At 76.1% G+C, this 23,470-nt stretch carries 21 protein-coding genes; 3 read left to right on the top strand and 18 right to left on the bottom strand.

Annotation, left to right across the window (positions count from 1 at the left end; translation table 11 throughout):
• Nucleotides 1-12 precede the first annotated feature (12 nt).
• Nucleotides 13-924, bottom strand: a complete 912-nt coding sequence (locus LY71_RS08955) for an alpha/beta fold hydrolase (protein ID WP_106276627.1) — start codon at nt 922-924, stop codon at nt 13-15.
• Nucleotides 925-995: 71 nt separating this feature from the next.
• Nucleotides 996-1,283, bottom strand: coding sequence for a hypothetical protein (locus LY71_RS08950; RefSeq protein ID WP_106276754.1), 288 nt, complete (start codon nt 1,281-1,283; stop codon nt 996-998).
• Nucleotides 1,284-1,826: 543 nt separating this feature from the next.
• On the opposite strand from LY71_RS08950, the gene LY71_RS23395 reads away from it, so the two are divergent.
• Nucleotides 1,827-2,435: a copper resistance CopC family protein gene (locus LY71_RS23395; protein ID WP_170121283.1), complete on the top strand. Its 609-nt coding sequence runs from the start codon at nt 1,827-1,829 to the stop codon at nt 2,433-2,435.
• A gap of 58 nt (nt 2,436-2,493) precedes the next feature.
• On the opposite strand, the gene uvrA is transcribed toward LY71_RS23395, so the two are convergent.
• Together uvrA and LY71_RS08935 are read right to left on the bottom strand one after the other, a co-directional pair.
• Nucleotides 2,494-5,391 carry an excinuclease ABC subunit UvrA gene (uvrA, locus tag LY71_RS08940; protein WP_106276626.1) on the bottom strand — a complete coding sequence of 966 codons (2,898 nt, stop codon included), beginning with the start codon at nt 5,389-5,391 and terminating at the stop codon, nt 2,494-2,496.
• Nucleotides 5,392-5,529: 138 nt separating this feature from the next.
• On the bottom strand, nt 5,530-6,966 hold the full coding sequence (locus LY71_RS08935; protein ID WP_106276752.1) for an amidase: 1,437 nt from the start codon (nt 6,964-6,966) through the stop codon (nt 5,530-5,532).
• A gap of 48 nt (nt 6,967-7,014) precedes the next feature.
• On the opposite strand from LY71_RS08935, the gene LY71_RS08930 reads away from it, so the two are divergent.
• On the top strand, nt 7,015-7,671 hold the full coding sequence (locus tag LY71_RS08930) for an MBL fold metallo-hydrolase (RefSeq protein WP_106276625.1): 657 nt from the start codon (nt 7,015-7,017) through the stop codon (nt 7,669-7,671).
• A gap of 135 nt (nt 7,672-7,806) precedes the next feature.
• On the opposite strand, the gene LY71_RS08925 is transcribed toward LY71_RS08930, so the two are convergent.
• From LY71_RS08925 to LY71_RS08880, 10 genes are all read right to left on the bottom strand, one after another.
• Nucleotides 7,807-8,127: a GYD domain-containing protein gene (locus tag LY71_RS08925; RefSeq protein ID WP_106276624.1), complete on the bottom strand. Its 321-nt coding sequence runs from the start codon at nt 8,125-8,127 to the stop codon at nt 7,807-7,809.
• 182 nt (nt 8,128-8,309) lie between these two features.
• A complete protein-coding gene (locus tag LY71_RS08920; RefSeq protein ID WP_106276623.1) occupies nt 8,310-9,071 on the bottom strand; it encodes an SDR family NAD(P)-dependent oxidoreductase in 762 nt (253 codons plus the stop codon).
• A gap of 16 nt (nt 9,072-9,087) precedes the next feature.
• Nucleotides 9,088-10,089, bottom strand: a complete 1,002-nt coding sequence (locus LY71_RS08915) for an acetamidase/formamidase family protein (protein ID WP_106276622.1) — start codon at nt 10,087-10,089, stop codon at nt 9,088-9,090.
• A gap of 46 nt (nt 10,090-10,135) precedes the next feature.
• Nucleotides 10,136-11,350, bottom strand: coding sequence for an alpha-hydroxy acid oxidase (locus LY71_RS08910; protein ID WP_106276621.1), 1,215 nt, complete (start codon nt 11,348-11,350; stop codon nt 10,136-10,138).
• Nucleotides 11,351-11,380: 30 nt separating this feature from the next.
• Nucleotides 11,381-12,154, bottom strand: coding sequence for a TerD family protein (locus LY71_RS08905; protein ID WP_106276620.1), 774 nt, complete (start codon nt 12,152-12,154; stop codon nt 11,381-11,383).
• A 69-nt stretch (nt 12,155-12,223) separates the two neighbouring features.
• Nucleotides 12,224-13,975, bottom strand: coding sequence for an alpha/beta hydrolase family protein (locus LY71_RS08900; RefSeq protein ID WP_106276619.1), 1,752 nt, complete (start codon nt 13,973-13,975; stop codon nt 12,224-12,226).
• Nucleotides 13,976-14,043: 68 nt separating this feature from the next.
• Nucleotides 14,044-14,982, bottom strand: coding sequence for an AIM24 family protein (locus LY71_RS08895; RefSeq protein ID WP_211297228.1), 939 nt, complete (start codon nt 14,980-14,982; stop codon nt 14,044-14,046).
• 10 nt (nt 14,983-14,992) lie between these two features.
• Complete coding sequence (locus tag LY71_RS08890; protein WP_106276618.1) at nt 14,993-15,637, bottom strand: AIM24 family protein; 645 nt, start codon at nt 15,635-15,637, stop codon at nt 14,993-14,995.
• A gap of 3 nt (nt 15,638-15,640) precedes the next feature.
• The gene (locus LY71_RS08885) at nt 15,641-16,258 is read right to left on the bottom strand and encodes an AIM24 family protein (protein ID WP_106276617.1); all 618 of its coding nucleotides are present in this window, start codon (nt 16,256-16,258) and stop codon (nt 15,641-15,643) included.
• A 135-nt stretch (nt 16,259-16,393) separates the two neighbouring features.
• Nucleotides 16,394-17,512: a DUF475 domain-containing protein gene (locus tag LY71_RS08880; protein WP_211297227.1), complete on the bottom strand. Its 1,119-nt coding sequence runs from the start codon at nt 17,510-17,512 to the stop codon at nt 16,394-16,396.
• Nucleotides 17,513-17,730: 218 nt separating this feature from the next.
• On the opposite strand from LY71_RS08880, the gene LY71_RS08875 reads away from it, so the two are divergent.
• Complete coding sequence (locus LY71_RS08875; RefSeq protein ID WP_146146090.1) at nt 17,731-19,083, top strand: hypothetical protein; 1,353 nt, start codon at nt 17,731-17,733, stop codon at nt 19,081-19,083.
• Here LY71_RS08875 and LY71_RS08870 read toward each other — a convergent pair.
• Genes LY71_RS08870 through LY71_RS08855 form a run of 4 tightly spaced genes read right to left on the bottom strand, consistent with a single transcriptional unit; the run spans nt 19,080 to nt 23,468 of the window.
• Nucleotides 19,080-19,886: an HAD family hydrolase gene (locus tag LY71_RS08870; RefSeq protein WP_211297226.1), complete on the bottom strand. Its 807-nt coding sequence runs from the start codon at nt 19,884-19,886 to the stop codon at nt 19,080-19,082. The genes LY71_RS08875 and LY71_RS08870 overlap by 4 nt on opposite strands.
• Nucleotides 19,883-21,007, bottom strand: coding sequence for a cysteine protease StiP family protein (locus tag LY71_RS08865; protein WP_211297225.1), 1,125 nt, complete (start codon nt 21,005-21,007; stop codon nt 19,883-19,885). Before LY71_RS08865 ends, LY71_RS08870 begins: the two co-directional genes overlap by 4 nt.
• Complete coding sequence (locus LY71_RS23710) at nt 21,004-22,275, bottom strand: phosphoribosyltransferase domain-containing protein (protein WP_211297224.1); 1,272 nt, start codon at nt 22,273-22,275, stop codon at nt 21,004-21,006. The genes LY71_RS08865 and LY71_RS23710 overlap by 4 nt, the downstream gene beginning before the upstream one ends.
• Nucleotides 22,272-23,468, bottom strand: coding sequence for an HpcH/HpaI aldolase/citrate lyase family protein (locus LY71_RS08855; RefSeq protein WP_106276614.1), 1,197 nt, complete (start codon nt 23,466-23,468; stop codon nt 22,272-22,274). Before LY71_RS08855 ends, LY71_RS23710 begins: the two co-directional genes overlap by 4 nt.
• Nucleotides 23,469-23,470 lie beyond the last annotated feature (2 nt).

Below are 23,470 nucleotides of genomic sequence, written 5' to 3'. Positions count from 1 at the left end.
CCGCGGTCCCGCTCACGCGGGCAGCCGGCCCTCGAGCCAGGCCAGCAGGTCGGCGGTCACCTCGTCGCGGTTGGTCTCGTTGAACACCTCGTGCCGGGCGCCGGGGTACACGTGCAGCTCCACCATGAGGCCCCGGTCGCGCAGCAGGTCGGCCAGCGCGGTCACGTGCTCGGCCTCGTCGCCGCCGACCGGGTCGCGGGAGCCGCAGAGCACCAGCACGGGCAGGCCGGCGGGCAGACGGTCCAGGCTCTCGGGCGAGGCCGACCGGGCGACGAGGGCGAACATCCCGGCGCCGTAGCCGTACGTGGGCGGGACGTCGTCGCCGCAGAGCGGGTCGGCGAGGTAGGCGTCGACCTCCGCCGGGTCGCGGGACAGCCAGTCGTAGGGCGTGCGCGCGGGCTCGAACGACGCGTTGAACGCCCCGAGCACCGCCATCGGCTCCTCCCCCGACCCCGCGGCGACCGCGGCCTCAAGGCCGGGCACGGACGCGGCGAGCCCCGGCGCGGTCCCCAGCGGCCCGGACAGCACGAGGCCGGTCAGCCCGGCGCCGTCGCGGGCCGCGGAGGCCAGTGCGACCGCCGAGCCGAGCGAGTGGCCGAGCAGGAACCGCGGCACGCCGGGGTGGTCGGCGGCCAGCCGCTCGCCGAGGTCGCGGACGTCGTCGAGGACGGCGTCGCTGCCCGCCCCGTCGCCGAAGCGGCCGGGGCCCGTCGACTCCGCGGTCCGCCCGTGCCCGCGCTGGTCGAGCGCACCGACGGCGATCCCGCGGGCGGTCAGCGCGGCGGCCAGCCGGCCGTAGCGGCCGGCGTGCTCGGACAGCCCGTGCACGACCTGCAGGACGGCCCGGACCTCGCCGTCGGGCGTCCAACGGCGCTCGGCGAGGCGGGCGCCGTCGGCGGCGGTGGTGAAGGTCGGGTCGGTCATGGGGCTGGCCTCCTCGGACGTCGTCGGAGGTCACCCTGCCGTGCGGCCGGGCCGGCCGCACGGCCGGACGGTCAGCCGGCGGGACGGGAGCGGTGCGCCCCGACCAGGCCGGGGAGGTGCACCGCCGCGACGGCACGCTGCCCCAGGCGGACGCCCCGCGCACCGAGCACGAGCGCCGCGACCGCACCCACGCCCCCGGCCAGGAACGCCACGGCACCCGGGACGGCGTCGCCGGTGACGGCGAGCACCGCGACGGTCACCAGGGCGACCAGCACGAGGGTCGACCGGAGGCCACCACCGGAGGGCGGCTTGCCGCAGTGGGACAGGTCGGGGTCGCAGTCGGGCGTGAGCGCGCTCATCGGCAGCTCCTCCATCGCAGGACCCGTCGCGCCGACACACGGCGTGACGTTCGTCACACGGACGATACGGGTCGGTGCCCTATCTGCTCAAGAGGGCGACGGCGGGCTCCGTCTCGCGAGGGGCCAGGAATCCCCGCCAGGCCGCGCGGACCGCGTTTCCGCTGCTCGACGACGGTGCAGGCCGCCGACCGGGAGATCGCCCGGCACACCGCGTGGCGGGCGCGGGCGGCCACCGCCGGCCACCGGCCGGCCGCCGTCGCGTCCCGCACAGCGGCGACCTCGACCACGCCGCCCCCTGGCCGGACGGGCCACCGGCGCCGCCGACCCGGCCGGCTTCCGCACCCGCCACCACCGCGGCACGCACCCGGCACCCGGCTGGCACCACCAGGTCACCGCCGACGGCACGCCGACTGTCACCACCCCCACCGGCCGGACCACCACGACCGCACTCCCGCCCTCCCGAGCCGGTCCACCGGAGCACGCGGGAACCACACGGGTGTTCCGGACGACCAAGGACGTGACACCCGCTCCCCTGGAGGTCCCGTGCCACCGGCCGTCCGCCGCTCCGTCCTCGCCCGCCTGTCCGCGGTCACCGTGCTGGTCGTCGGGCTGCTGCTCGCCGCCCCCGCGACGGCCTCGGCGCACACCGGCCTGCGCTCCACCGAGCCGGCGGCCGACAGCACCGTGACGACCACCCCGCAGGCGGTCACGCTGACCTTCACCGCGAGCGTCCTCGGCGGCGACGTCACGGTGACCGGACCCGACGGCACACCCGTCGGCGCCGGCGCGGTGTCGCACGAGGGCGCGGTGCTCACCGCGCCCGTCGCGCTGACCGGGGCGGGCCGGCACACGGTCACCTGGTCGGCGGTCGCCGCCGACGGTCACCCCCTGGACGGCACGTTCACGTTCGAGCACGCACCGCTGGCCCCGGTCACCCCGGCGCCCGCTCCGCCGTCCGGCACGGACCCGGACGCCGCCACGCCCGAGCCGGCCCCTGACACCTCCACTGACACCGATCCCGAGACGGGGACCGACACGGCGTCCGCAGACGGTGCGGCCGGTCTGCCGGCTGGGGTGCCGGTCCTCGTCGCCACCGCCGCCGTGGTGGTGGGCACGGCCGCCCTGGCGCTGCGTCGCACGCGGCGCCGCTGACCCGGGACGCACGACGGCGCCGGTCCCGGATCCCGGGACCGGCGCCGTCGGTGCGGCGTCAGCTGGCGCGCTTGCGGGTGGCCCGCTTCTTCGGCCCGGCCGCCGCGGCCTCGACCGCCGCCGGGTCGAGCAGCGGCACCAGGTAGCGGCCGGTGTGCGACTCGGGCACCGACGCGACGAACTCCGGCGGTCCCTCGGCCACCACCGTGCCGCCGCGGAACCCGCCCTCGGGACCCATGTCGATCAGCCAGTCGGCGCTCTTGATGACGTCGAGGTTGTGCTCGATGACGATCACCGAGTTGCCCTTGTCGACCAGCCCCTGCAGCACCATCAGCAGCTTGCGGATGTCCTCGAAGTGCAGCCCGGTGGTCGGCTCGTCGAGCACGTACACGCTGCGGCCGTTGGACCGCTTCTGCAGCTCGCTGGCCAGCTTCACCCGCTGCGCCTCGCCGCCGGACAGCGTGGTGGCCGGCTGCCCGAGCCGCACGTAGCCCAGGCCGACGTCGGTCAGCGTGCGCAGGTAACGCGCGATCGACGGGATCGCGGCGAAGAAGTCCGCGGCCTCCTCGATCGGCATGTCGAGCACCTCGGCCACCGTCCGGCCCTTGTAGTGCACCTCGAGCGTCTCCCGGTTGAACCGGGCGCCCTTGCAGACCTCGCACGGGACGTAGACGTCCGGCAGGAAGTTCATCTCGATCTTCAGCGTGCCGTCACCGGAGCACGCCTCGCAGCGCCCGCCCTTGACGTTGAAGGAGAAGCGTCCGGGCTGGTAGCCGCGGATCTTGGCCTCCGACGTCTGCGCGAACAGCTTGCGGATCTGGTCCCAGACACCGGTGTAGGTGGCCGGGTTGGACCGCGGCGTCCGCCCGATCGGCGACTGGTCGACGTGCACGACCTTGTCGAGGTGCTCCAGGCCGGTGACCGTGCGGTGCCGGCCGGGGACCATCCGCGCCCGGTTGAGCTGGTTGGCCAGCACCGTGTAGAGGATGTCGTTGACCAGGCTGGACTTGCCCGACCCCGACACCCCGGTGACGCCGACGAGCATCCCCAGCGGGAACGTCACGTCGACGCCCTTGAGGTTGTGCTCGCGGGCGCCCTTGACCACCAGCTCCCGGCCCGGCTGCGGCTGGCGCCGCACCTTCGGCACGGTGATCTCCATCCGCCCCGACAGGTACTGCCCGGTCAGCGACCGCTCGCTGGCCAGCAGGTCGTCGACGGTGCCGCTGACGATCACCTCGCCGCCGTGCTCGCCGGCGCCGGGCCCGATGTCGACCACCCAGTCGGCGGTCTTGATGGTGTCCTCGTCGTGCTCGACGACGATGAGCGTGTTGCCCATGTCGCGCAGCCGGACCAGCGTCTCGATCAGCCGGGTGTTGTCCCGCTGGTGCAGCCCGATCGACGGCTCGTCGAGCACGTAGAGGACGCCGACCAGCCCCGAGCCGATCTGCGTCGCCAGCCGGATCCGCTGCGCCTCGCCGCCGGCCAGCGTGGCCGCCGGGCGGTCGAGGGACAGGTAGTCCAGGCCGACGTCGACGAGGAAGGACAGCCGGGCCTGGATCTCCCGCAGCACGCGGTCGGCGATCGCCCGCTCCCGCTCGCCCAGCTCCAGCGCACCCAGCCACTCGGCGGCCTCGCCGATCGACAGGCCGGTGACCTCGGCGATCGAGCGGTCGTTGAGCTTGACGGCGAGGATCTCGGGCTTGAGCCGGGTGCCGTGGCACACGGGACAGGGCACGTCTCGCATGTAGCCCTCGTACTTGTCCCGCATGTAGTCGCTGTCGGTGTCCTCGTGCCGGCGCTCGAGGAAGGGCAGCACGCCCTCGAAGGCGGCGTAGTAGCTGCGCTCGCGGCCGTAGCGGTTCTTGTAGCGGACGTGCACCTGGTCGGGCGAGCCGTGCAGCACGGCCTTCTGCACCTTGGCAGGCAGCCGCTCCCACGGGGTGTCCATGGAGAAGCCGAGCTGGTCCGCCAGCCCCGACAGCAGCCGCTGGAAGTACTCGTTGCTCATCGACCCGGCCCACGGGGCGATCGCACCGTCGGCCAGGGACTTCTCCGGGTCGGGCACGACGAGGTCGGGGTCGACCTCCTTGCGGGTGCCGATGCCGGTGCACTCGGGGCAGGCGCCGAACGGCGAGTTGAACGAGAAGCTGCGCGGCTCCAGCGCCTCGAACGACAGGCCGTCGTCGACGCAAGCCAGGTGCTCGGAGAAGGTGCGCTCGCGCTCGGGGTCGCCCTCGGGCAGGTCGACGAAGTCGAGGACGACGAGGCCGCCGGCCAGGCCGAGCGCGGTCTCGACGGAGTCGGTGAGCCGCCGCTTCGCGCTCTCCTTGACCGTCAGCCGGTCGACGATCACCTCGATGGTGTGCTTCTCCTGCTTCTTGAGCTTCGGCGGCTCGGTCAGCGGGTGCACGACGCCGTCGACCCGGACGCGGGAGAAGCCCTGGGTCTGCAGCGAGCTGAACAGGTCGACGTACTCGCCCTTGCGCGCCCGCACGACCGGGGCGAGCACCTGGAAGCGGGTGCCCTCCTCCATGGCGAGCACCTGGTCGACGATCTGCTGCGGGGTCTGCCGCGAGATCGGCTTGCCGCAGTTGGGGCAGTGCGGCTGGCCGGCGCGGGCGTAGAGCAGCCGCAGGTAGTCGTAGACCTCGGTGATGGTGCCGACGGTCGACCGCGGGTTGCGGTTGGTCGACTTCTGGTCGATCGACACCGCCGGGGATAGGCCCTCGATGAAGTCGACGTCGGGCTTGTCCATCTGCCCGAGGAACTGGCGGGCGTAGGCCGACAGCGACTCGACGTAGCGCCGCTGGCCCTCGGCGAAGATGGTGTCGAAGGCCAGGCTCGACTTGCCCGACCCGGACAGCCCGGTGAAGACGATCAGGGCGTCGCGGGGCAGGTCGAGGTGGACGTCCTTGAGGTTGTGCTCACGGGCGCCGCGGACGACGAGACGGTCCAATGTGATCCCTGTCGGTCAGCCGGGCCGGCCGGTCGCGCCGGGCCCTGCGGGGTGGTGTCGAGGTGTCGGTACGGGCAACGCCGTCACTGCCCGGGCGCAATCCGTGACGACGGCGACGTCGCCGGCGGGAACAGCAGCTCAGGCGGGAGCCGGGGACGGCGCTCCGGCACCGGCTCCGCCGCGGGCGGGGTCGAAGACCGGCGCGTGCCGGCGCCAGGGCTGCCGGCGCTCCAGCTCCCCGGCCAGCCAGAGTAGTCGCGTCTCGCTGCCCGGGGGGCCGACCAGCTGGACCGCCAGCGGCGACCCCTCGGCGCGCGTGCCGGCGGGCACGACGGCCGCCGGCACCCCGGCCAGGTTCCAGGCCGGCGCCCACGCCGCCCAGCGGCTCGCGGCGCCGACGTTCACGAGGAACCCCCGCTCGTGCCACGGCCGGGCGGGCAGCGGCGGGCCGTTGGTGATCGGCGACAGCAGCACGTCGAGGTCGGAGTCGGCGAAGAAGGCCGCCGTCCGCTCGCGGAACCGCTCGGCGGTGGCGGGCCGGACCAGGCCGGCCCGGCGGGCGAGCCGGCCCAGCCGCGCGTGGGTGCGGCTGCGCGGCAGCAGGGCCGACCGGTCGACGCCGAGGGCCGCGGCGTCGTCCTCCGCGCCGGCGAACCAGCGGGCGAGCCCGCCGAGCGCGGCGCCCGGCGGGACCACGGGGTCGCGCTCGACGACGACGTGCCCGGCGTCGCGCAGCAGCCGCGCCGTCCGCTCGACCGCGTCGCGGGCGGGCCCGTCGGGCCGCACGCCGGGCAGCGGCGAGCGCCGGCTGACGGCGATCCGCAGCGGCCGGCCGGGGTCCGCGGGCGGCGCCGGGACCTCCCCGGCCAGTACGGCGGTGCCCAGCGCGACGTCGGCGACCGTCGTGGCCAGCACGCCGTTGGCGACCATGCCCGACCAGTCGTCGGCGCCCACCCCGGCGGGCAGCACGCCGCGGCCGGGCTTGAGCGTCACCACCCCGCACGCCGCGGCCGGCAGGCGCAGCGACCCCAGCCCGTCGTTGCCCTGCGCCAGGGGCACGACGCCGGCCGCGACGGCGGCGGCGCTCCCCCCGGAGCTGCCGCCCGGCGACAGCGCGGTGTCCCACGGGTTGCGGGTGACCGTGCCCGGGCCGTCCGTCGTGGGCCAGAGGCCCAGCTCGGGCATCCGGGTGATGCCGACGACGACCGCGCCGGCGGCCCGCAGCCGGGCGACGACCGGGTGGTCGGCCGCGGCGGGCCGCGCCCCGGTCACCGCGCCGCCGTCGGTGGCGGTCTCCCCGGCGACCGCGACGTTGTCCTTGACCGCGACCGGGACGCCGGCCAGCGGCAGCGACGCCCGGTCGGGGTGCGCGTCGACCGCGGCCGCCTCGGCCAGGGCCGCCTCCGCGCGGACCACGCGGAACGCGCCGATCCGCGGCTCGACGTCGGCGAGGTGGGCCAGGTGCGCGCGGACGACGGCGACGGCGGAGAGCTCCCCGGAGCGGACCCGGGCGGCGAGCCCGGTGGCGGGCAGGCCGACGACCCGGGCGCCGCCCGGACCTCCGCTAGCGTCCATGACCGCGACCGTAACCACGGTCGCCGACACTTTCCGAACGGAGGCCCGATGAGCTACACCGGCGACGTCGAGGTGGGTGGCCCGGCCGACGTGCGGGAGCTGCCCGGCCTCACGATCAGCAAGGTCGCGGTCAGCGAGATGGCCAACAACGCCTACCTGCTGCGGGACACCGCCACCGGGCAGGCGCTGCTGGTCGACGCCGCGGCCGAGCCCGACACGCTGCGCGCGCTCGTCGGCGACACCGACCTGCGCACCGTCGTCACCACGCACGGGCACTGGGACCACCACCGGGCGCTGCCCGACGTCGTGGCGGCCACCGGGGCGCGGACGGTGGCACACGCCGCCGACGCCGGCGACCTGCCCGTGCCGGTGGACCGCACCGTCGCCCACGGCGACACCGTCGAGGTCGGCGCGGAGGTGCTCGAGGTGGTGCACCTGCGCGGGCACACGCCGGGCAGCATCGCGCTGGTCTGGCGCGGCCCGGGTGACGCCGGCACGCACGTGTTCACCGGCGACAGCCTCTTCCCGGGCGGCGTCGGGAAGACCTGGTCGCCGGAGGACTTCACGAGCCTGCTCGCCGACGTCGAGGAGCGGCTGTTCGGCGCGCTGCCCGACGACACCTGGGTCTACCCCGGCCACGGGAAGGACACGACGCTGGGCGCCGAGCGGCCGTCCCTCCCGGAGTGGCGCGCCCGGGGCTGGTGAGCACCACGCCCCCATCAGCCCCATCCCGCCCAGTGGAGAGACTCAGAGTGACAAGACCGTCACCCAATCGCGGATCGGCGCAGCTGTTCCCGCACCGGTGAGCGGCGCGAGGAACGGAGTCGTACCTCGAGATCTTCAGGAGCCGGGCGGCTGGTAGTTCGGCTGCACCTGACCCGCGGCGTCGACCTCCTCGGGGGTCATGAGCACGACCGTGCGCAGGCTGACGGCGCCACTGCCGTTCACGGTGAGGGAGATGGAAGTCGCGGTCCGGGCGTCGGGCAGGTCGACGATCGTGTAGATGTCATCGGATCCGAAGGCGAAGTCGAAGCTCTCCACGCGACCGCCCACGTCCGAGACCATCTTCTCGATGGCAGCCCGGCGAGCGGTACCGCCGCCTGCGAGGAGCCCCTTCGAGCCTTGCGGGGAGTACTTGCCGGTGAACAGGTACCGAGGCATGGCGCCTCCTCTCTGGGTGACGGTGCGGATGGTGCCGCCGGAGAGGGGCTTCGCCAACGACTACCGCAGCGGCGGAGCTGTCGTCGGCGTGGCGGCAACGGACCGTCAACAGTGGTGAGTGAAGCGCGCGGCGTGACCACACACGCCCCATGGTGGGCCGTTGAGGGACACCGGCAGCCCGGTCAGAGCTGGATGCCGCGGGTGAGCGCGCCGTCGACGACGAGGTTGGTGCCGGTCGTGAAGCTCGACACCGGGCTGGACAGGAAGACCACGGCGCGGGCCATCTCCTCCGCCGTCCCCATGCGGCCGGTCGGGTTGAGCCCCAGGGCCGCGGCGAACAGCTCGGGGTCCCCGCGCTCAATGTTCTGCCAGAAGCCGTCCGGGAAATAGGTGTTGCCCGGCGAGACGACGTTGGCGCGCACCCCGCGCCCGGCCAGCTGGAACGCCAGCCCGGAGACGTAGCCGACGATCGCGGTCTTCATCGTCCCGTACGGGCCGGCGGCGAAGTCGGCCTCGCGACCGGAGACGCTGGAGACGGCGACGATCGAGCCGCGGCCGCCGGCCTCCAGGTGCGGCAGGGCGGCGGTGGCCAGCCGGACCGTGTGCATGAGGTCCACCTCGAAGGAGGTGTACCAGTTCTCCTCCCCCGGTCCGGCCGCCAGCGCGCTGACGTTCGCGACGACGGCGTCCAGCCCGCCGAGCCGGCCGGCGGCGGCCTCGACCCAGCTGGTCAGCGCCGGCCCGTCCCGGACGTCGAGCTGCGCGCCGGTCGCCCGGCCCCCGCGCTCGGCGATCGCCTGCTCCGTCGCCGTGATCTCGGCGGCGTCGCGGGCGCAGAACTCCACGACGGCGCCCTCGTCGACGAAGGCCTCGACGACGGCGCGGCCGATGCCGCGGGTGCCGCCGGTGACGAGCACGCGCGCACCGGTGAGCTGCAGGTCCACGGGGATCCTCCTGAGGTCAGAGCAGGGACGCCGCGCGGCGGCGGAGGTCGTCGTGCAGCCCGCCGTAGGCGCTCGCCCGGGGCAGGAGCGACTTGCGGGCCTTCACCACGGTGCTGTAGTTCGCGTCGACCACGTTGGCGATCGGCACCTCGGTGATCTGCGAGAGCAGCTGGTAGGCGTCCATCGGGTGCAGGCCATAGAGCTCGCCGAACCACCGCACCAGCTCGACCTGGCCGATCCGCCATGCGTCCTCCAGCGGACGGCTGGACCCGACGGTCATCCAGTGCGTGTCGTCCTCGATCCGCGGCCACAGCGGGGCGCCGCCCTTGATCAGCTCCACGACGAGGGTGGTGGTCATCGCGCCCTCGACGGCGGTGCCGCAGGCCTCGCCCTCGCCCTGCCGGTAGTGCCCGTCGCCGACGGAGAACAGTGCGCCCTCGACGTTCACGCCGAGGAAGCAGGTGGCGCCGGGCCGCATCTGCGGGGTGTCCATGTTGCCGCCGAACCGCTCGGGCACCAGCGAGCTGCGCACCTCGCCGCCGGGAGGGGCGACGCCGACCGTCCCGAGCATCGGCTCGACGGGGAGCGCGATCTCCAGGTCGGTGTGCCGGGCGGCGAAGGTCACCGTGTTGCGCGCGCGGTCGAGCTCGTAGATCCACGTGGTGTCCGGCAGCGGGTCCTGCAGCGTGGCCACCCGGTCGGTGCTGGTGAGCCCGCCGAAGAACGGGATGGCCGCCGAGGCGCCCCAGTCCCGCGCCGGCTCCATGGCGACGAAGTGCAGCGCCAGGGTGTCCCCCGGCTCGGCGCCCTCGACGTGGAAGGGACCGGTCTGCGGGTTGACGAAGCGCAGGTCGACCTTCTCGCCGGAGAGGTCGGTGGGCTTCTGCAGCGCGCCGCAGAACGCGTCGTCGGACCAGACCCGCAGCGCCGTGCCGGGCCTGATCCGCATCAGGGGGGCGACGCCGCCGAAGGTGAACGCGTACTGCTCGAACGTGGGAACGACCTCGACGACGTCCATCGCCGCACCCTAGGAACCCCGCAGGCGGTGCGGCAAACCGGCGGGCTCAGCCGCGCAGCCGCACCCGGTCCGGCGTCAGCTCGGCGACCGACGGCACGCCGAGCAGCTGCAGCGTCCGGACGATCTCCCGGGTCAGGATGTCGGCGGCCCGCTGCACCCCACGTTCCCCGCCGGCCATGAGCCCGTAGAGGTAGGCCCGGCCCACCAGGCAGCCGCGGGCGCCCAGGGCGACGGCGGCCACCACGTCGGCGCCGTCCAGGATGCCGCCGTCGAGGTAGACCTCGGCGCGGTCGCCGACCGCCCGCACCACCGCGGGCAGCTCCTCCAGGGGCGTGGGTGCCCGGTCGAGCTGGCGGCCGCCGTGGTTGGAGACGACGACCGCGTCGGCCCCGGCGTCGACGACCGCCCGCGCGTCCTCCGCCGTCTGCACGCCCTTGACCACCAGCGCGCCCGCCCACGTCGCCCGCAGCGCCCGGACGTCGTCCAGCGTCGCGGCCGGCTCGAACACGCGGTCGGCGAGTTCGGCGACCGTGCCGCCCCACGAGCGCAGCGAGGCGAACTGCAGCGGCTCGGTGGTGAGCAGGTCGATCCACCAGCGGGGGTGGACGGCGGCGTTGGCGACGGTGCGGGCGGTCAGCGCCGGGGGGATGGTGAAGCCGTTGCGGACGTCGCGCAGCCGCGGCCCGGCCACCGGCGTGTCGACGGTGAGGACCAGCGCCTCGTACCCGGCCGCGGCGGCCCGCTCGACGAGCGCGGCGCTGGCCTCCCGGTCGCGCCACAGGTACAGCTGGAACCAGCGGCGCACCCCGGGCGCGGCGGCCGCCAGCTCCTCGATCGTCGTCGTCCCCATGGTGGACAGGGCGTGCGGGATGCCGACCCGCTCGGCCACCCGGCCCACCGCTCTCTCCCCCTCGGCGTGCATGAGCCGGGTGAAGCCGGTCGGCGCGAACGCCAGCGGCAGGGCCGACGGGCGGCCCAGCAGCACGGTCGAGGGGTCGACGACGGAGACGTCGCGCAGCACGCTGGGCCGGAACTCGATCCGCTGGAACGCCTCGCGGGAGCGCCGCAGGCTGATCTCCGCCCCGGCGGCGCCGTCGGTGTAGTCGAAGACGGCCCGCGGTGCCCGCCGGCGGGCCAGCTCGCGGAGGTCGCCGATGTCGGCCGCGCCGGCCAGCCGGCGGTCGGTGGCGTCGCCGACGCGGGGGCGCGGGCGGGCCAGTTCCCTCAGCTCGGACCAGCGGGGCAGCCGGCGCTCTCCCACGGGGACCCCCTCCGTCGTCGTCCGCTCACCTCACTTGCGGCCGGGTGTCCAGTCCATGCCCCAGCCGTAGGTGCGGTCGAGGACGTCCTGGCCGCCGTGTACGTAGCGCACCTCGCGGTTGACGACGAGCTCGCCGCCCCGGTTCTCCAGCATCGCGATCGCACAGATCCGGGCGCGGGGGTCGTGCTCGTCGAGGCGCACCTCGATCTGCGGCCCGTTCGCCGGGAACATCGTGACCACGGCGTCGGCCTGGCCCCAGTTGGGCACGCCCTCGTAGATCAGCGCGAAGACCAGGATCCGCCGGATGAGCTGCGTGTGCTGCAGGTCCACCAGCAGGTTCTCGCCACCGGTGTTCCGCCCGGACCGGTCGTCGCCGTCCAGCCACGCGATCGACTGCCCGTTGCCCATCGTGTGCTGCCCGCGGAAGGCGTTGCCCAGCGCCTGGATGACACCCTTCGACCCGTCCGCGTACTCGTAGAGGCAGCCGAGGTCGAGGTCGATCGCACCTCCGCCGGCGGCCGAGGCGAGCCGCTTGAGGAAGCCCCCTCCGCCTCCTCCCGCGCCCCCCGGCCTGGAGTTCCAGTTGAGGTTGACCCGCAGGATCCCCGTGGTGCCGGCCGTCTTGGTCAGCGAGACCGACGGCGCCGACTTGGTCAGCGACACCTTGCTCATGTTCACGCCGCTCCCCTGCGGGGGCGGCGGCTGCTGGCCGTACTGCTGCGGCGGCTGCCCGTACGGCTGCGCCGGCGGCGGCTGGGGGGGCGGCTGCGCCGGGGACTTGGGGCGCTTCGTGTAGTCGACCAAGGGAGCCCTCCTCGCAGGTCACCCCGCAGGGGTCCCTGCACTCCGAGCTGCGGACGTGTCCCCCCGACCCTAGGGGGCCCGGCCACCCTCGGGACCGGTGCCCGTCGACGCCGGCGCGCACGCCCGCTCGGCGCCCTGGTCGGCCGGCAGCCACCGGTCCCACCAGCGCAGCAGGTGCTCGAGCCGGGCCGCGCGGTCGCCGGGCCGGTCCCCGGGCAGGAGCAGCAGCTCGCTGGGCACGCCGCGCCGCTGCAGCGCGGCGAACAGCCGCGGCCCCTCCCCGGGCGGGCAGTCGCGGTCGTCCTCGGCGGCGACGACCAGCAGCGGCGCGCGCAGCGCGTCGAGGTCGTCGGGCAGGCTGCCGGAGGGAGGACGCTCGACCACGGCGGCAGCCACGCGGCCGGGTCCGGCCAGCCACCGCAGCGCGGCGCCGGCCGCCTCCCCGGCGGCCAGGACGCCGACCCGGCCGGTGTCCAGCGGACGCCCGTCGAGGGCCGCGTCGAGCAGGGCGGTCGCGGCGGGGACGTCGTCCGGGTCGCCCTGGACGACGGCGTAGCCGGCCGACACCAGCACCTGGACGTCCTCGCGCAGGCACCACCCGCCGCCGGGCAGCACCAGCAGCACCGGGTGCGGCCCGGGACCGCCGGGGACGGTGACCCGCGCGCCGGCGGGGGCCTCGAGACCGGTCGCCCGGTGCAGCCGCCCGGTGGCGCCCAGCGCGCGGCCGAAGCCGGTGAGCAGCCGCCGCCGGCCCGGGGTGAGCGCCACCAGCTCACCCGCCGACCGGTCGTGCGCCACGGTGGCGACGACGACCCCGCCGGCGGCCGCGACCCCGCGGACGGTGAACGGCCCCTCGACCAGCGTCTCGGCCGGCCCGCCGTCCAGCGGCACCCGCAGCAGCTCCACCGCCCCGCGCCGGGCGACGCCGAGCAGCGCCGCACCGCCGGCCAGCACGGTCGCGGGCGCCTCGTCGGCGCGGGCGTCGGGCAGCAGCGGCTCGAGCACCCCGCCGGCGACCGGCACGCGGCACAGCGTCGGCCCGCCGGCCCCCAGCTCCAGGCCGGCCGGGCCCAGGTCGGGGCGGGCGGTGACGTAGAGGCTGCGGCCGTCGGGCCCGAAGGCCGGCAGCCGGCACTCGCCGCGGCCCCGGGTGACCCGCCGCGGCTCCCCGCCGGCGGCCGGGACCAGGTAGACGTCGCGGACGAGGTCGCGGCCGGCGCGCGCGTGCCGGGCGGAGACGAAGGCCAGCGTGCCGCCGTCGGGCGACCACGCGACGTCGACGTCGTCCCCGGTGCCGTCGGTCACCGCGCGCGGCGCGGGCAGCGGCACGGCGTCGTCGTCCGGGTCGCCGGGCAGGTCGACGACGAACAGGCGGCGGGGCGGGCCGTCGTCGGGCCGCAGCGGCAGGCGGGTGAGCAGCCGCGGCGTCCCGGCGCCGGGCCCGGGCACGCGGGCGGCGAAGGCCAGCCGGCGGGAGTCGGGCGACCAGACCGGGACACCGGCGCCCAGCGGCAGGTCGGTCAGCCGCCGCGGCGCCCCGCCGGCGGTGGGCAGCAGGTGCAGCTGCGCGGGCTCGCCGGGCGCCGCGGAGAGGTGGGCCAGCCAGCGGCCGTCCGGGGAGAACGCGGGGGCGGAGTCGCGGGCGCCGGAGGTGAGCGGCCGGGCCGGCGCGGAGCCGTCGGTGGGCACGGCCCACAGCTGGGCGCGGTACCCGTCGGTGCCCGGGTCGGGCCGCTCGACGGCGACCACGGCGATCCGCCCGTCCGGGGAGACGGCCGGCACGCCCGGGGTGCGCAGCAGGGCGAGGTCGGCGGGCCGCATGGGTCCCCCAGGGTAGTGGAGCGGTGACTCCCCGCCCCGGGACGCGCGCCGGGGTGGGGAGCCGCCGCTCAGTGCTGCTGCTGCGCCCGGGCGATGAGCCGCTGGCCCAGCGAGCCGGCCTGGCTGTCGGTGAGCAGCTGGGTCTGCGACTCCACCAGTCGTAGCACCGCCGGGTCCTCCCGGGCCACCTCGGAGGACTGCAGGAGGATCGTCCCCGTCCCGGTGAAGTCGTACTGCCGCTCCTCGCCCGAGGCCCGGCCCAGCGCGCCGGAGATCATGGCGCGGATGTTCTGCGTCATCCACTGCGCGTCGTGGTGCACGGACGGCGACGGGCAGTCGGCCCACCCCAGCAGCGCCTCCGGGTCGGCCCGGAACGGCGGCTCGACGAAGATCACCGGCCCGTTGGAGGAGGCGATGAACTTGCCGGTGCCGATGAGCGTGACGAAGCCGGGCACGATCGACTGCTTGAGCTCCAGCTGCGGCGAGAACGCGCAGAGGTTGCCCGCCTTGATCGTCAGGTTGCCGTCGTCGAGGTCGTAGGAGTTGAGGTCGAAGCCGCGGTCGCCGATGAGCACCTTGCCGTGCCCGGTGGCCACCACCCAGTCCTGCACGTAGACCGGGCTGGAGAAGCGGGCGGCCACCCACCCCTGCACCGAGGAGTACTCGGTGACGGCCTCGAAGCGCACGTCGCCGTAGTAGGCGAGCATCGCGCCCTTGCTCATGAACCAGTCGCCGTTGAGCGAGACGCAGAAGACGTAGGGGTTGACGTTGTCGTCGTCCGGGAGGGTCCGCGGGTTCAGCGTGGTCCCGGTCGGGCTGGCGGCCGGCTGCGGCGGCCCGCCGTACCCCGGCTGGGGCTGGCCGTACCCGGGCGGGGGCTGGCCGTAGCCGGGCGAGGGCTGGCCGTACCCGGGAGGCGGCTGGCCGTAGCCGGGCTGGGGCTGGCCGTAGGGGTTGCCGCCGGGGCCGGGCTGGCCGCCGTAGGGGTTGCCGGGCGGGTACGTCATGTCGCCGTCCTCAGAACTTCTGCTCGCTGGCCTGCACGTACACGGTGCCGTAGCCGCCAATCCGCAGCTGGAAGGCCTCGCCGGAGCCCCGGCCGACCACGTCGCGCAAGCCCACCTTGGCGGCGAGGTCCACGGTGAGCTGCCCGACGTGCCCGACGTAGGCCTGCGGGTCGACGCCGACCTGGGTGCCGTTGAGCTGCAGCGGGAACGCGCCGCCGTGGGACAGCAGCGCCACCGACCCGCGCCCGTGCACGTTGGTGGTGAACAGCCCCTGCCCGGTCATGGCGCCGCCGATCGCCTGCTTGATCCCGCCCGAGCCGAGGAACTGCACGCTGGTCTGCAGGCCCGCGTCGTGCACCAGCAGCCGGTCGGCCTCGCAGACCAGCGGCGCGCCGCCGTCGAGTTCGAGCACCGTCACGTGCAGGCCCTTGTAGCCGTAGAGCACCTCACCCTGGCCCTCGGTGGCCATCATCGGGTTGGACTCCCCCGACAGCGCCGCGCCGGCGAACCCGCCGATGCCGCGACCCTGCCCGTGGACCGGGCGGAAGGTCACCTGCCCGGAGTAGCCGAGCATCGCGCCCCGCCGGGCGAGCACCGGTGACGCCGGGCTGACCCGCGCGCGCACGACCTTGCTGTTGACCTCTTCGAACGGCACGGGTCAGCGCTCCGAGGACTGGACGAGCACCAGGCCGTGCCCGGTGAAGCGGAGGGAGAAGGGCTCGCCGGAGCCCTCCCCCACGAGGGACTTCCACGAGACGCCGCTGACCAGGTTCATCGACAGCTGGCCGCGGGAGCCGACGTAGGCGTCGGGGTCGACGACGAGGTCCTGGCCGGGCGCGACCTCCAGCGCCATCACCGGGCCCTCGGAGACGAGCGCCACCTGGCCGTGCCCGGTGACGGTGGTGGTGGCCAGGCCCTGGCCGCTGGTGACGCCGCGCAGGCCGGCGAACTGGACGTCGAGGCGCAGCTGCTCGGTGTGCGCCAGGATGTGCTCGCTCTCCACGGTGAGCGTGTCGCCGGCCAGGTCGACGACGAGCACGTCCATGGCGTCGAGGGCGAGGTGGACGCGGCCGTGGCCGGCGCAGTCCATGAGCGAGAGGCTCTCCCCGGCGACGGCGCGCTTGAGCGCCGCCCGCAAGCCGCCGCCACCGCCCATGCCGGCGCTCGTGAACTCGACGTTGCCCTCGACGGCGACCATCGAGCCGCTGGCGGCCCGGATGCGGTCGCCCTGCAGGTCGGCGTGCAGGACGCGCTTGTGCGCGGTGAGCAGTGCCACGGGTTCCTCTCGCGGGACGGGTCGGGGACCGCGCGGGACCGTATCGGGCTCCCCGGCGCGACGGTAGGTCCCGCGCCGCGGACGCAGCGGCGGCCCCGGGGCCGGTGCCCCGGGGCCGCCGGTCGAGCCGTCCGGTCAGCGACCGACGGTCACCTCGTCGCGCTCCCGCGCGGCGCGGGAGGGCACCTCGGCGCGCTCCTTGCGGGTGGCGACAACGCTGCTGATCACCGCGGCGACGATGAACAGCAGGCCGGTCAGGCCGGTGACGTACTCGCTGATGTGGAACTTGAGCTCGAGGATCATGATCGCGGCGAGGAAGCCGATGGCCCACATCGCGCCGTGCTCGAGGTAGCGGTACTCGTCGAGGGTGCCCTTGTCGACCATGTAGATGGTCAGCGACCGCACCCAGAAGGCGCCGATGCCCAGGCCCAGCGCGATGATGAAGATGTCGCTGCTGATGGCGAACGCGCCGATGACGCCGTCGAAGGAGAACGACGCGTCGAGCACCTCGAGGTAGAGGAACGCCGCCAGGCCGGCGCCCGCGACGGCCTTGGTCGCCGTCCCGCCGGCCCCGGCGCCGGAGGAGGCGGTCTCGCCGGTGGCGGTCACGTCGTCCTCGTCGTCGCCGCCCGGCGCCTCGAGCATCTCGTTGATGCCGCCGATGAGCAGGTAGGTGAACAGGCCGGCGATGCCGGAGACCAGCACGGTGGCGTACTTGTCGTCGGCGGCGATCTGCGAGCCGACGTAGATGACGGCCAGCGCGATGACCACCGCGAGGTAGGGCAGCTTGCCGGCCTTGGCCAGCGGCCGCTCGATCCAGGCCAGCCAGTGGATCTCCCGCTCCTCGTCGAAGAGGAAGTTGAGGAAGATCATCAGCAGGAAGATGCCACCGAAGGTGTAGATGGCCTCCGCGGCGGCCTCGACGTTCTCGCCGTAGGCCTGCTGGTCGGTGAGCGCGAGGTCCCAGACCTCGGGGATCGACAGCGACGCGGTGATCGACACGAGCACGACCGGCAGCAGCAGCCGCATGCCGAACACGGCGATGAAGATGCCGACGTAGAGGAAGAGCTTGCGCCACAGCGGGCTCATCCGGCGCAGCACCTTGGCGTTGACCACGGCGTTGTCGAACGACAGGCAGACCTCGAGCACACCGAGGACGGCGACCGCGAGCAGGGCGGCCGGGCCGCCGAAGAACACGGCGGTGACGAGTGCGGCCACCGTCAGGAAGACGGAGAAGCCGAAGTAGCGGAGCATCAGGGGGGTTCCTCTCCACCGCCGGAGGGGTCCGGGCGGCGACGACTGGGGGTCGACCGGGCCGGGGTCGGCCGGGAACCCGGGTCGGGGTGTCAACGCGACCCGGGGAGGCGGTGTTCCCCGCTCCCCTCGCGAGGGGGCGGGACGCCGGGTCAGCGGCCGGGGCGCCTCCCGCCGTCCGCGCGGCCGGGGAACAGCCCGACGGGGAGCCGCCCGACGTGGTATCCACAGGCCGCCGGGGCGCGGAGGCCGCCGGCGGACGGCAACGGGAGGCGCTGATGGCCGGGCTCGGTTCCGGTGCGGCTCCCCGCTGGTGGCGTCGCGACGCGGACGCCGCCCGGCGCCGGGCGGCCGCGGCGCGCGAGGCGGCGGCCGCGGCGATGCTGGAGCTCGACGCGGCGCTCAGCGACCTGCCGGACGCGGTGGCCGTGGCCGAGGAGCGTGCGGAGGAGACCGCGGCGGCTGTTGCGCGCGGAGGCCGGGCCCAGCACGCCGCATCCGCCCCCGACTCGTTGACCCGTGACTGGCGGGACCTCTCCGCCCACGCCGACGCGGTCATTGGACACTATCTGCAGGCGCTTTCCAACCATGACGCGGACGCCGCGACCGAGTCCGGACCGGCCCGCGCGGCCACCGCCGAGCTGGGCCGGGCGGCCGACGCGCTGCGCGAGGTGCTCGCCCAGGTGCTGCGCTTCCGCGAGCAGTACGGCGAGGCCCTCACCGCCGCCTCGAGCGCCCGCGCCGGGGCCACGCGCACGCTCTCCGCGGCCCGCGACGCGGTCGCCGCCGCCCGCGCCGCGCTCGGGGAGGCCACCGCCGCCGGGCTGGCCGACCCCGCGCTGGACGCCGCCCTCGCCGGTGCCCGGGCCGCGGCCGCGAGGGCGGAGGCCGAGCTGGCCGCCCGCCGCGCCGGCGCCGCCGGCAGCGCCGCCGAGGAGGCGCGGCGGACCGCCGCGTCGGTCGCCGAGCGGGCCCGGGCGCTGCCCGGCCGCGCCGCCGACGTGCGCCGCGGCGCCGCCTCGGTGCACACCCGGCGGGAGGCGCTGGGCACCCGGCACGAGCGGCTGGCGCCGGTGATGAGCGAGCTGCGGCGGCGCTACCCGCTCTCGGCCTGGGCCGACGTCGAGCGGGCGCCGCAGCGGGCGGCCGAGGCGCTGCGCGAGGTCGACGCCGCCCTGGCCGGCCTGGACGGCGTCCTCGCCGCCCCGGTGCTCGACGTCCCCGCCGCGGCCGCGCTGCTCGCCCAGGTGCGGACCGCGGCCGGCCGCGTCGACGACGAGGTGCGCGCGGCCACCGGGCGCCTGGAGCAGCTCGACGCGGTGGCCGCCGACCCCCGGGCGCTGCTCGGCGACGTGCAGCGCGCGCTGGTCGACGCCCGCCGGTTCCTCGCGGGCCTCCCCGAAGAGCGGGCCCGCCGCTTCCGCCGCACCTTCGAGGAGCTCGCCCGGCGGCTGCCCCCGCTGGAGGAGGCCGCGCGCGCCGAGCGGCCCGACGTGGGCGCGGTGCTGCGCGAGGCGACCTCGATCGAGCGGGGGCTGGCCGGGCTGGTGCGCACCGCCCGGGCCGACTAGGCCCGGTCGAGCAGCCAGCGCACGATCTCCTCGCCGGCCGCGGCGCCGGTGGCCGCGGTGACCGCGACCCGGGCGCCGGTCCAGCCCTGCTCGTGCAGCTCGCCGTGCGCGGGCCGGACGGCGGCGTCGGCGGCCAGCAGCATCGGCGCGTCGAGCAGGCTGTCGCCGGCGCACAGCAGCCGCGGCGCGGCCCCGCCGGCGGTGAGCAGGCGGCGCAGCCGGAGCAGCCCGGCGGCCTTCGACAGCCCGGCCGGCACGAGGTACACCTTGCGGCCCTGCACCGACAGGGTGGCGCCCGCGGCCGACGCGGCGGCCGCGGTGCCGGCCAGCCAGTCCTCCGGGATGCCGGCCCGGGAGTGCGCCACGAGGTAGCAGAACAGGTCCTCCGCGGCGCGCACGGTGCGCACCCACGGCTGCCCGGCCACCGCCTCGAGCAGGCCGAGCAGCTCCGGCAGCGGCGCCGCGCGCCCGGCCACGCCGGCCGCCCAGTCGTCCCAGCCGGGGTCGCGGACGCCGTCGACGAGCAGCACCCCGCCGTTGCCGCACAGCGCGTACCGGGGCAGCAGCGGCAGCCGCACCCGCTCGTACTGCGCCACGGTGCGGGTGGTCACCGGGACGACCAGCGCCCGGCCGGCCAGCTCGGCGAGCAGCGCCCAGGAGGCCGGGGTGGCGTGCGACAGCGGGGCGCCGTCGAGGTGCTCGACGACCTCGAGGCCCGCGGTGTCCCCGGCCGCGGCGGCGGAGTAGATGAGCGTGCGGTCGAGGTCGACCGCGGCCAGGGTCGCCGGCAGCACCGCCGTCACCGGCCCACCGGCCGGATCAGCCCCACGCAGGAGTAGGGCAGGTCGGGGACGTCGACCAGCGGCACCCCGCGGGCGCGGGCCAGCGCGGCGACGTGCCGCAGGTCCTCGGCCCGGTCGGGGCGGACCAGCACCTGCCAGGGCACCCGGCGCAGCAGCACCCGGGTGGTCTCCCCGACCCCGGGCTTGACCAGGTGGACGTCGGCGATGCCGTGCTCGGCGGCGATCCGCTCCACCGCCGTCCAGCCGGCCCAGGTGGGCGTGCGCGCGCCGGCCGGGACGTCGTCGGCGGGCGGGGCGGCCGGGAAGGCGGCGGCCACGGTGTCGACGAACCGCGCCGACACGTCGGACCCGGCGAGCTCGGCGTAGTACTTCGCGCCGTGGAACATGCCGGGGCCGATGAGGTCGTCGCGCAGCACCGTGCGCGACACCAGCCCCGACACCGTGCTGTTGAGGCAGGCGCTCGGGATGAGGAAGTCGTCGCGGGTGCCGTGCAGCTCCGTGCAGCCGCCGGGGTCGGCCAGGACGGCGAGCCGGTCGTCGAGGGCGGCGTCCTCCGGGTGCGCGGCGACCCAGCCGGCGACGGCCGCGGTGAGCTGGCGCTGGATGGCGCCCTTGCCGGTCCAGCCGTCGACGAAGCGCACCGCCGACGCCGGGTGCCGGGCGAGCACGTGCGCCACCGCCACCTCGTCGATGCCGCGGCCGCGGATGATCGAGATCGTGTAGTGCGGCACGTCGACCCCCCGGGAGGCGCGGTACCAGCGGCGCAGCAGCACGCCGATCGGCGTCCCGGCACGGGCCAGCGAGACGAGCACCGGGGTCTGCCCGTGCGCGGCCGCGGCGTCCCACACCAGCTCGCCGACCCGGGCCACGGCGTCGGCCAGCCGGCCCGCCGAGGCCTCGAGCGCCGCGTCGAACAGCGCGAGGTAGGCCGCGTCGGGCTGGTACTCGACCGGCAGCATCTCCGAGTAGTGGGTGCCCGACTGGATGGCCTCCTCGCGGTCCTCGGTGCCGCGCTCCAGCGCGACCGACGACAGGTCGGTGAGCAGCCAGGTCACCTCCTCGGGCGCGTAGGAGCCGAACCGGCCGGGGACGGCGGGCGCGAGGGCCGCCGCCGCGGTCACGGCGCGGGCTCCGCGACCGGCACGGGCACCAGGTGCACCGCGCGGGCGGCGAACGGGCGCAGCGCCTCGGCCAGCGGCGCGCAGTCGGCGGCCGGCGCGTCGGCGACGACCACGACGTCGTCGGCCCGCAGGTCCGCCCACCGGCCGGCGGCGGGGACGGCGGCCGGGTCGGCCAGGTTGTGCACCCGGGACAGCCGCGACGGGTCGTCGGGCGCGGGGAAGGCGAGGCTGCGCCGCAGGGCGTAGCCGGGGTCGTCGGCGGCGTGCACGGGGCTCCGGGTGGTCGACTGGGTGGTGACGGGGACGCCGGGCAGTCGGCCGGCCAGCCGGGCGGCGACCACGGTGGGCGCGTACATGAGCTCCTCGGTGCCGAGCACCAGGACACCGCGGCTGCCGGCCAGCGCGGGTGCGAGTGCCGCGGCGACGGCGTCGGCGGCCGCGTGCAGCCGTCCCGTGCCGGCGGGGGTCAGGCCGTGCCGGGCGGTGGTGGGCACGCCGGCCGGCCACAGGCCCCCGTGGCGGACGACGGCGCCCGGCGCACCGGCGGGTGCGGGCGCGGGGCCGGGCAGCGCGGCGCGGGCGGCGGCGGCCCGCTCGAGGACGTCGCCGGGCAGCTCCAGCTCCGTGGTGAGCACGGCGGCGACGTAGACCCGCACACCCAGCGCCGCGGCCCGCTCGGCGAACGCCGACCGGGCGGCCGCGGTGCGCGCGTCGAGCAGGGTGGCGACGACGTAGCGCTCGCGCGGCCAGCGGGCCTGCAGCTCGGCGACGGTGTTCAGCGCGGTGCGGCCGCTGGTCAGCTCGTCGTCGACCAGGACGAGCGCCCCGGGGGCGTCCAGCCCGACCGGGCCGGCCGGCTGCAGCGCGTGGGCGACGGCGTGCGAGTGCTCCTCCGCGAACCGGGCGGCCACCGGCACGCCGGGGTGCACCCGCCGGGTGGTGTGCAGGCAGGCCGCGCCGAGGCGGGCCGCGGCCGCGTGGCCGAGGCCGGTCGCCGTCTCGCAGTAGCCGACGACCAGGCCGGGGACGTCGTCGCCGAGGACGGCGGCCACGGCGTCCCCCACCGCCGCCCCGGCGCCGAGGACGGCGTCCGGCGCGACCGGCACGTGCTTGCCCAGCACCCGGGAGACCACCAGGTGGGCGCGGCGCGGGTTGTCCCGCAGGCCCAGGCCGCACAGCGCGGCGAAGCCGGCCGGGTCCGCCGCGCGGACGTCGAGCAGGCGGGAGACGGTGCCGTCCAGCGCGGCACCCGACAGGAGCGCCGTCACGAGCGCCGGGCCTCCCCAACCGCGAACACCTCGGCCAGCCGGCGCTGCCCGGCCGAGAGCAGCTCGACCAGCGCGGCCTCGTCGGCGACCACGCCGTAGACCGCGGCGCGGCGGCTGACCAGCTCGGCCCACAGCGCGTGCGGCCCGACCTCGTTCATCCGCCCGTGCCCGGACACCGCGATGCCGCCGCGGCCGCGGGCCATGAGCACCTCGAGGGCGTCGTCGTACTCGTCGCGGGAGACGGTGAGCAGCGCGTTGACCACCGACACGTGCGACGGGTGGATCACCGTCTTGCCGAGCACGCCGTTGGCCTTGTCCAGCGCCACCTCGCGCATCAGCCCGTCGAGGTCGCCGTCGATCATCCGCTGCCGCAGCGGGCCCTCGTGCTGGTCGCTGAACGGCGTGGAGCGCAGCTGCGGCTTGAACAGCCGGGGGCCGGGGATGTGCTCCCACACCGCGCCGGTGACCACGTGCTCGCCGCCCCGGGTGAAGCGGTTGACCACGTCGGCCAGGCAGTCGCGGACGACGGCGACGTCCCAGATGGTGGTGTCGCGGTCGCGGCGCAGGCCGAACAGCCCCGACAGGTCGGTGCCGCCGACGCGCAGGCACAGCACGTGCTCGCGGTGCTCCTCGACGACCTCGGCGAGCGCGGTCAGCGCCCCGGCGCGGGTCTCCCGCCAGGCCAGGTCGGCGGTCTCGAGGATCGGCATGCCGTAGAGCGGGTGGCCGGTCGCGGCGCTGACCTCGGCGACCGCCGCCAGCATCGGGCCGAGCGTGCCGCCGGTGGCCTTGGGCAGGCTGAAGCCGGTGAGGCGGGGCAGGGCGGGACCGGCGGCCAGCGCGATCGAGCGGATCTGCTCGGGGGTGCGCACCCGGACGAACAGCAGCGGCAGGTCCCCGCCGTCGCCGGCCCGCTGGTCGAGCCGCTGCAGCGCGGCCACCACGTTGGCCTCGGCGGCGGGCACCTCGGCGTGCGGGATGGCGTCCTCCAGGCACCAGACCACGCTGGTGGCGCCGATCGAGGCGGCCCGCTCGGCGTCGGCGTCGAGCGCCGGCCGGGTGCCGGGGCTGTAGAGCGTGGCGCCGAGGGCCAGCGCGAGCATGCCGCGCTGGGTGGCCGGGCCGACGTCCCCCGGGGGGACGGCGAACAGCCGGTCGCGGTCGTCGTCGGTCAGGTACGCGAAGTGGCGCACGG

It is taken from the genome of Geodermatophilus tzadiensis (genome assembly GCF_003002915.1).
Classification (GTDB): domain Bacteria; phylum Actinomycetota; class Actinomycetes; order Mycobacteriales; family Geodermatophilaceae; genus Geodermatophilus; species Geodermatophilus tzadiensis.
The sequence above is the reverse complement of the archived record's forward strand: the minus strand, read 5'-3'. Positions and strand labels throughout refer to the sequence as shown.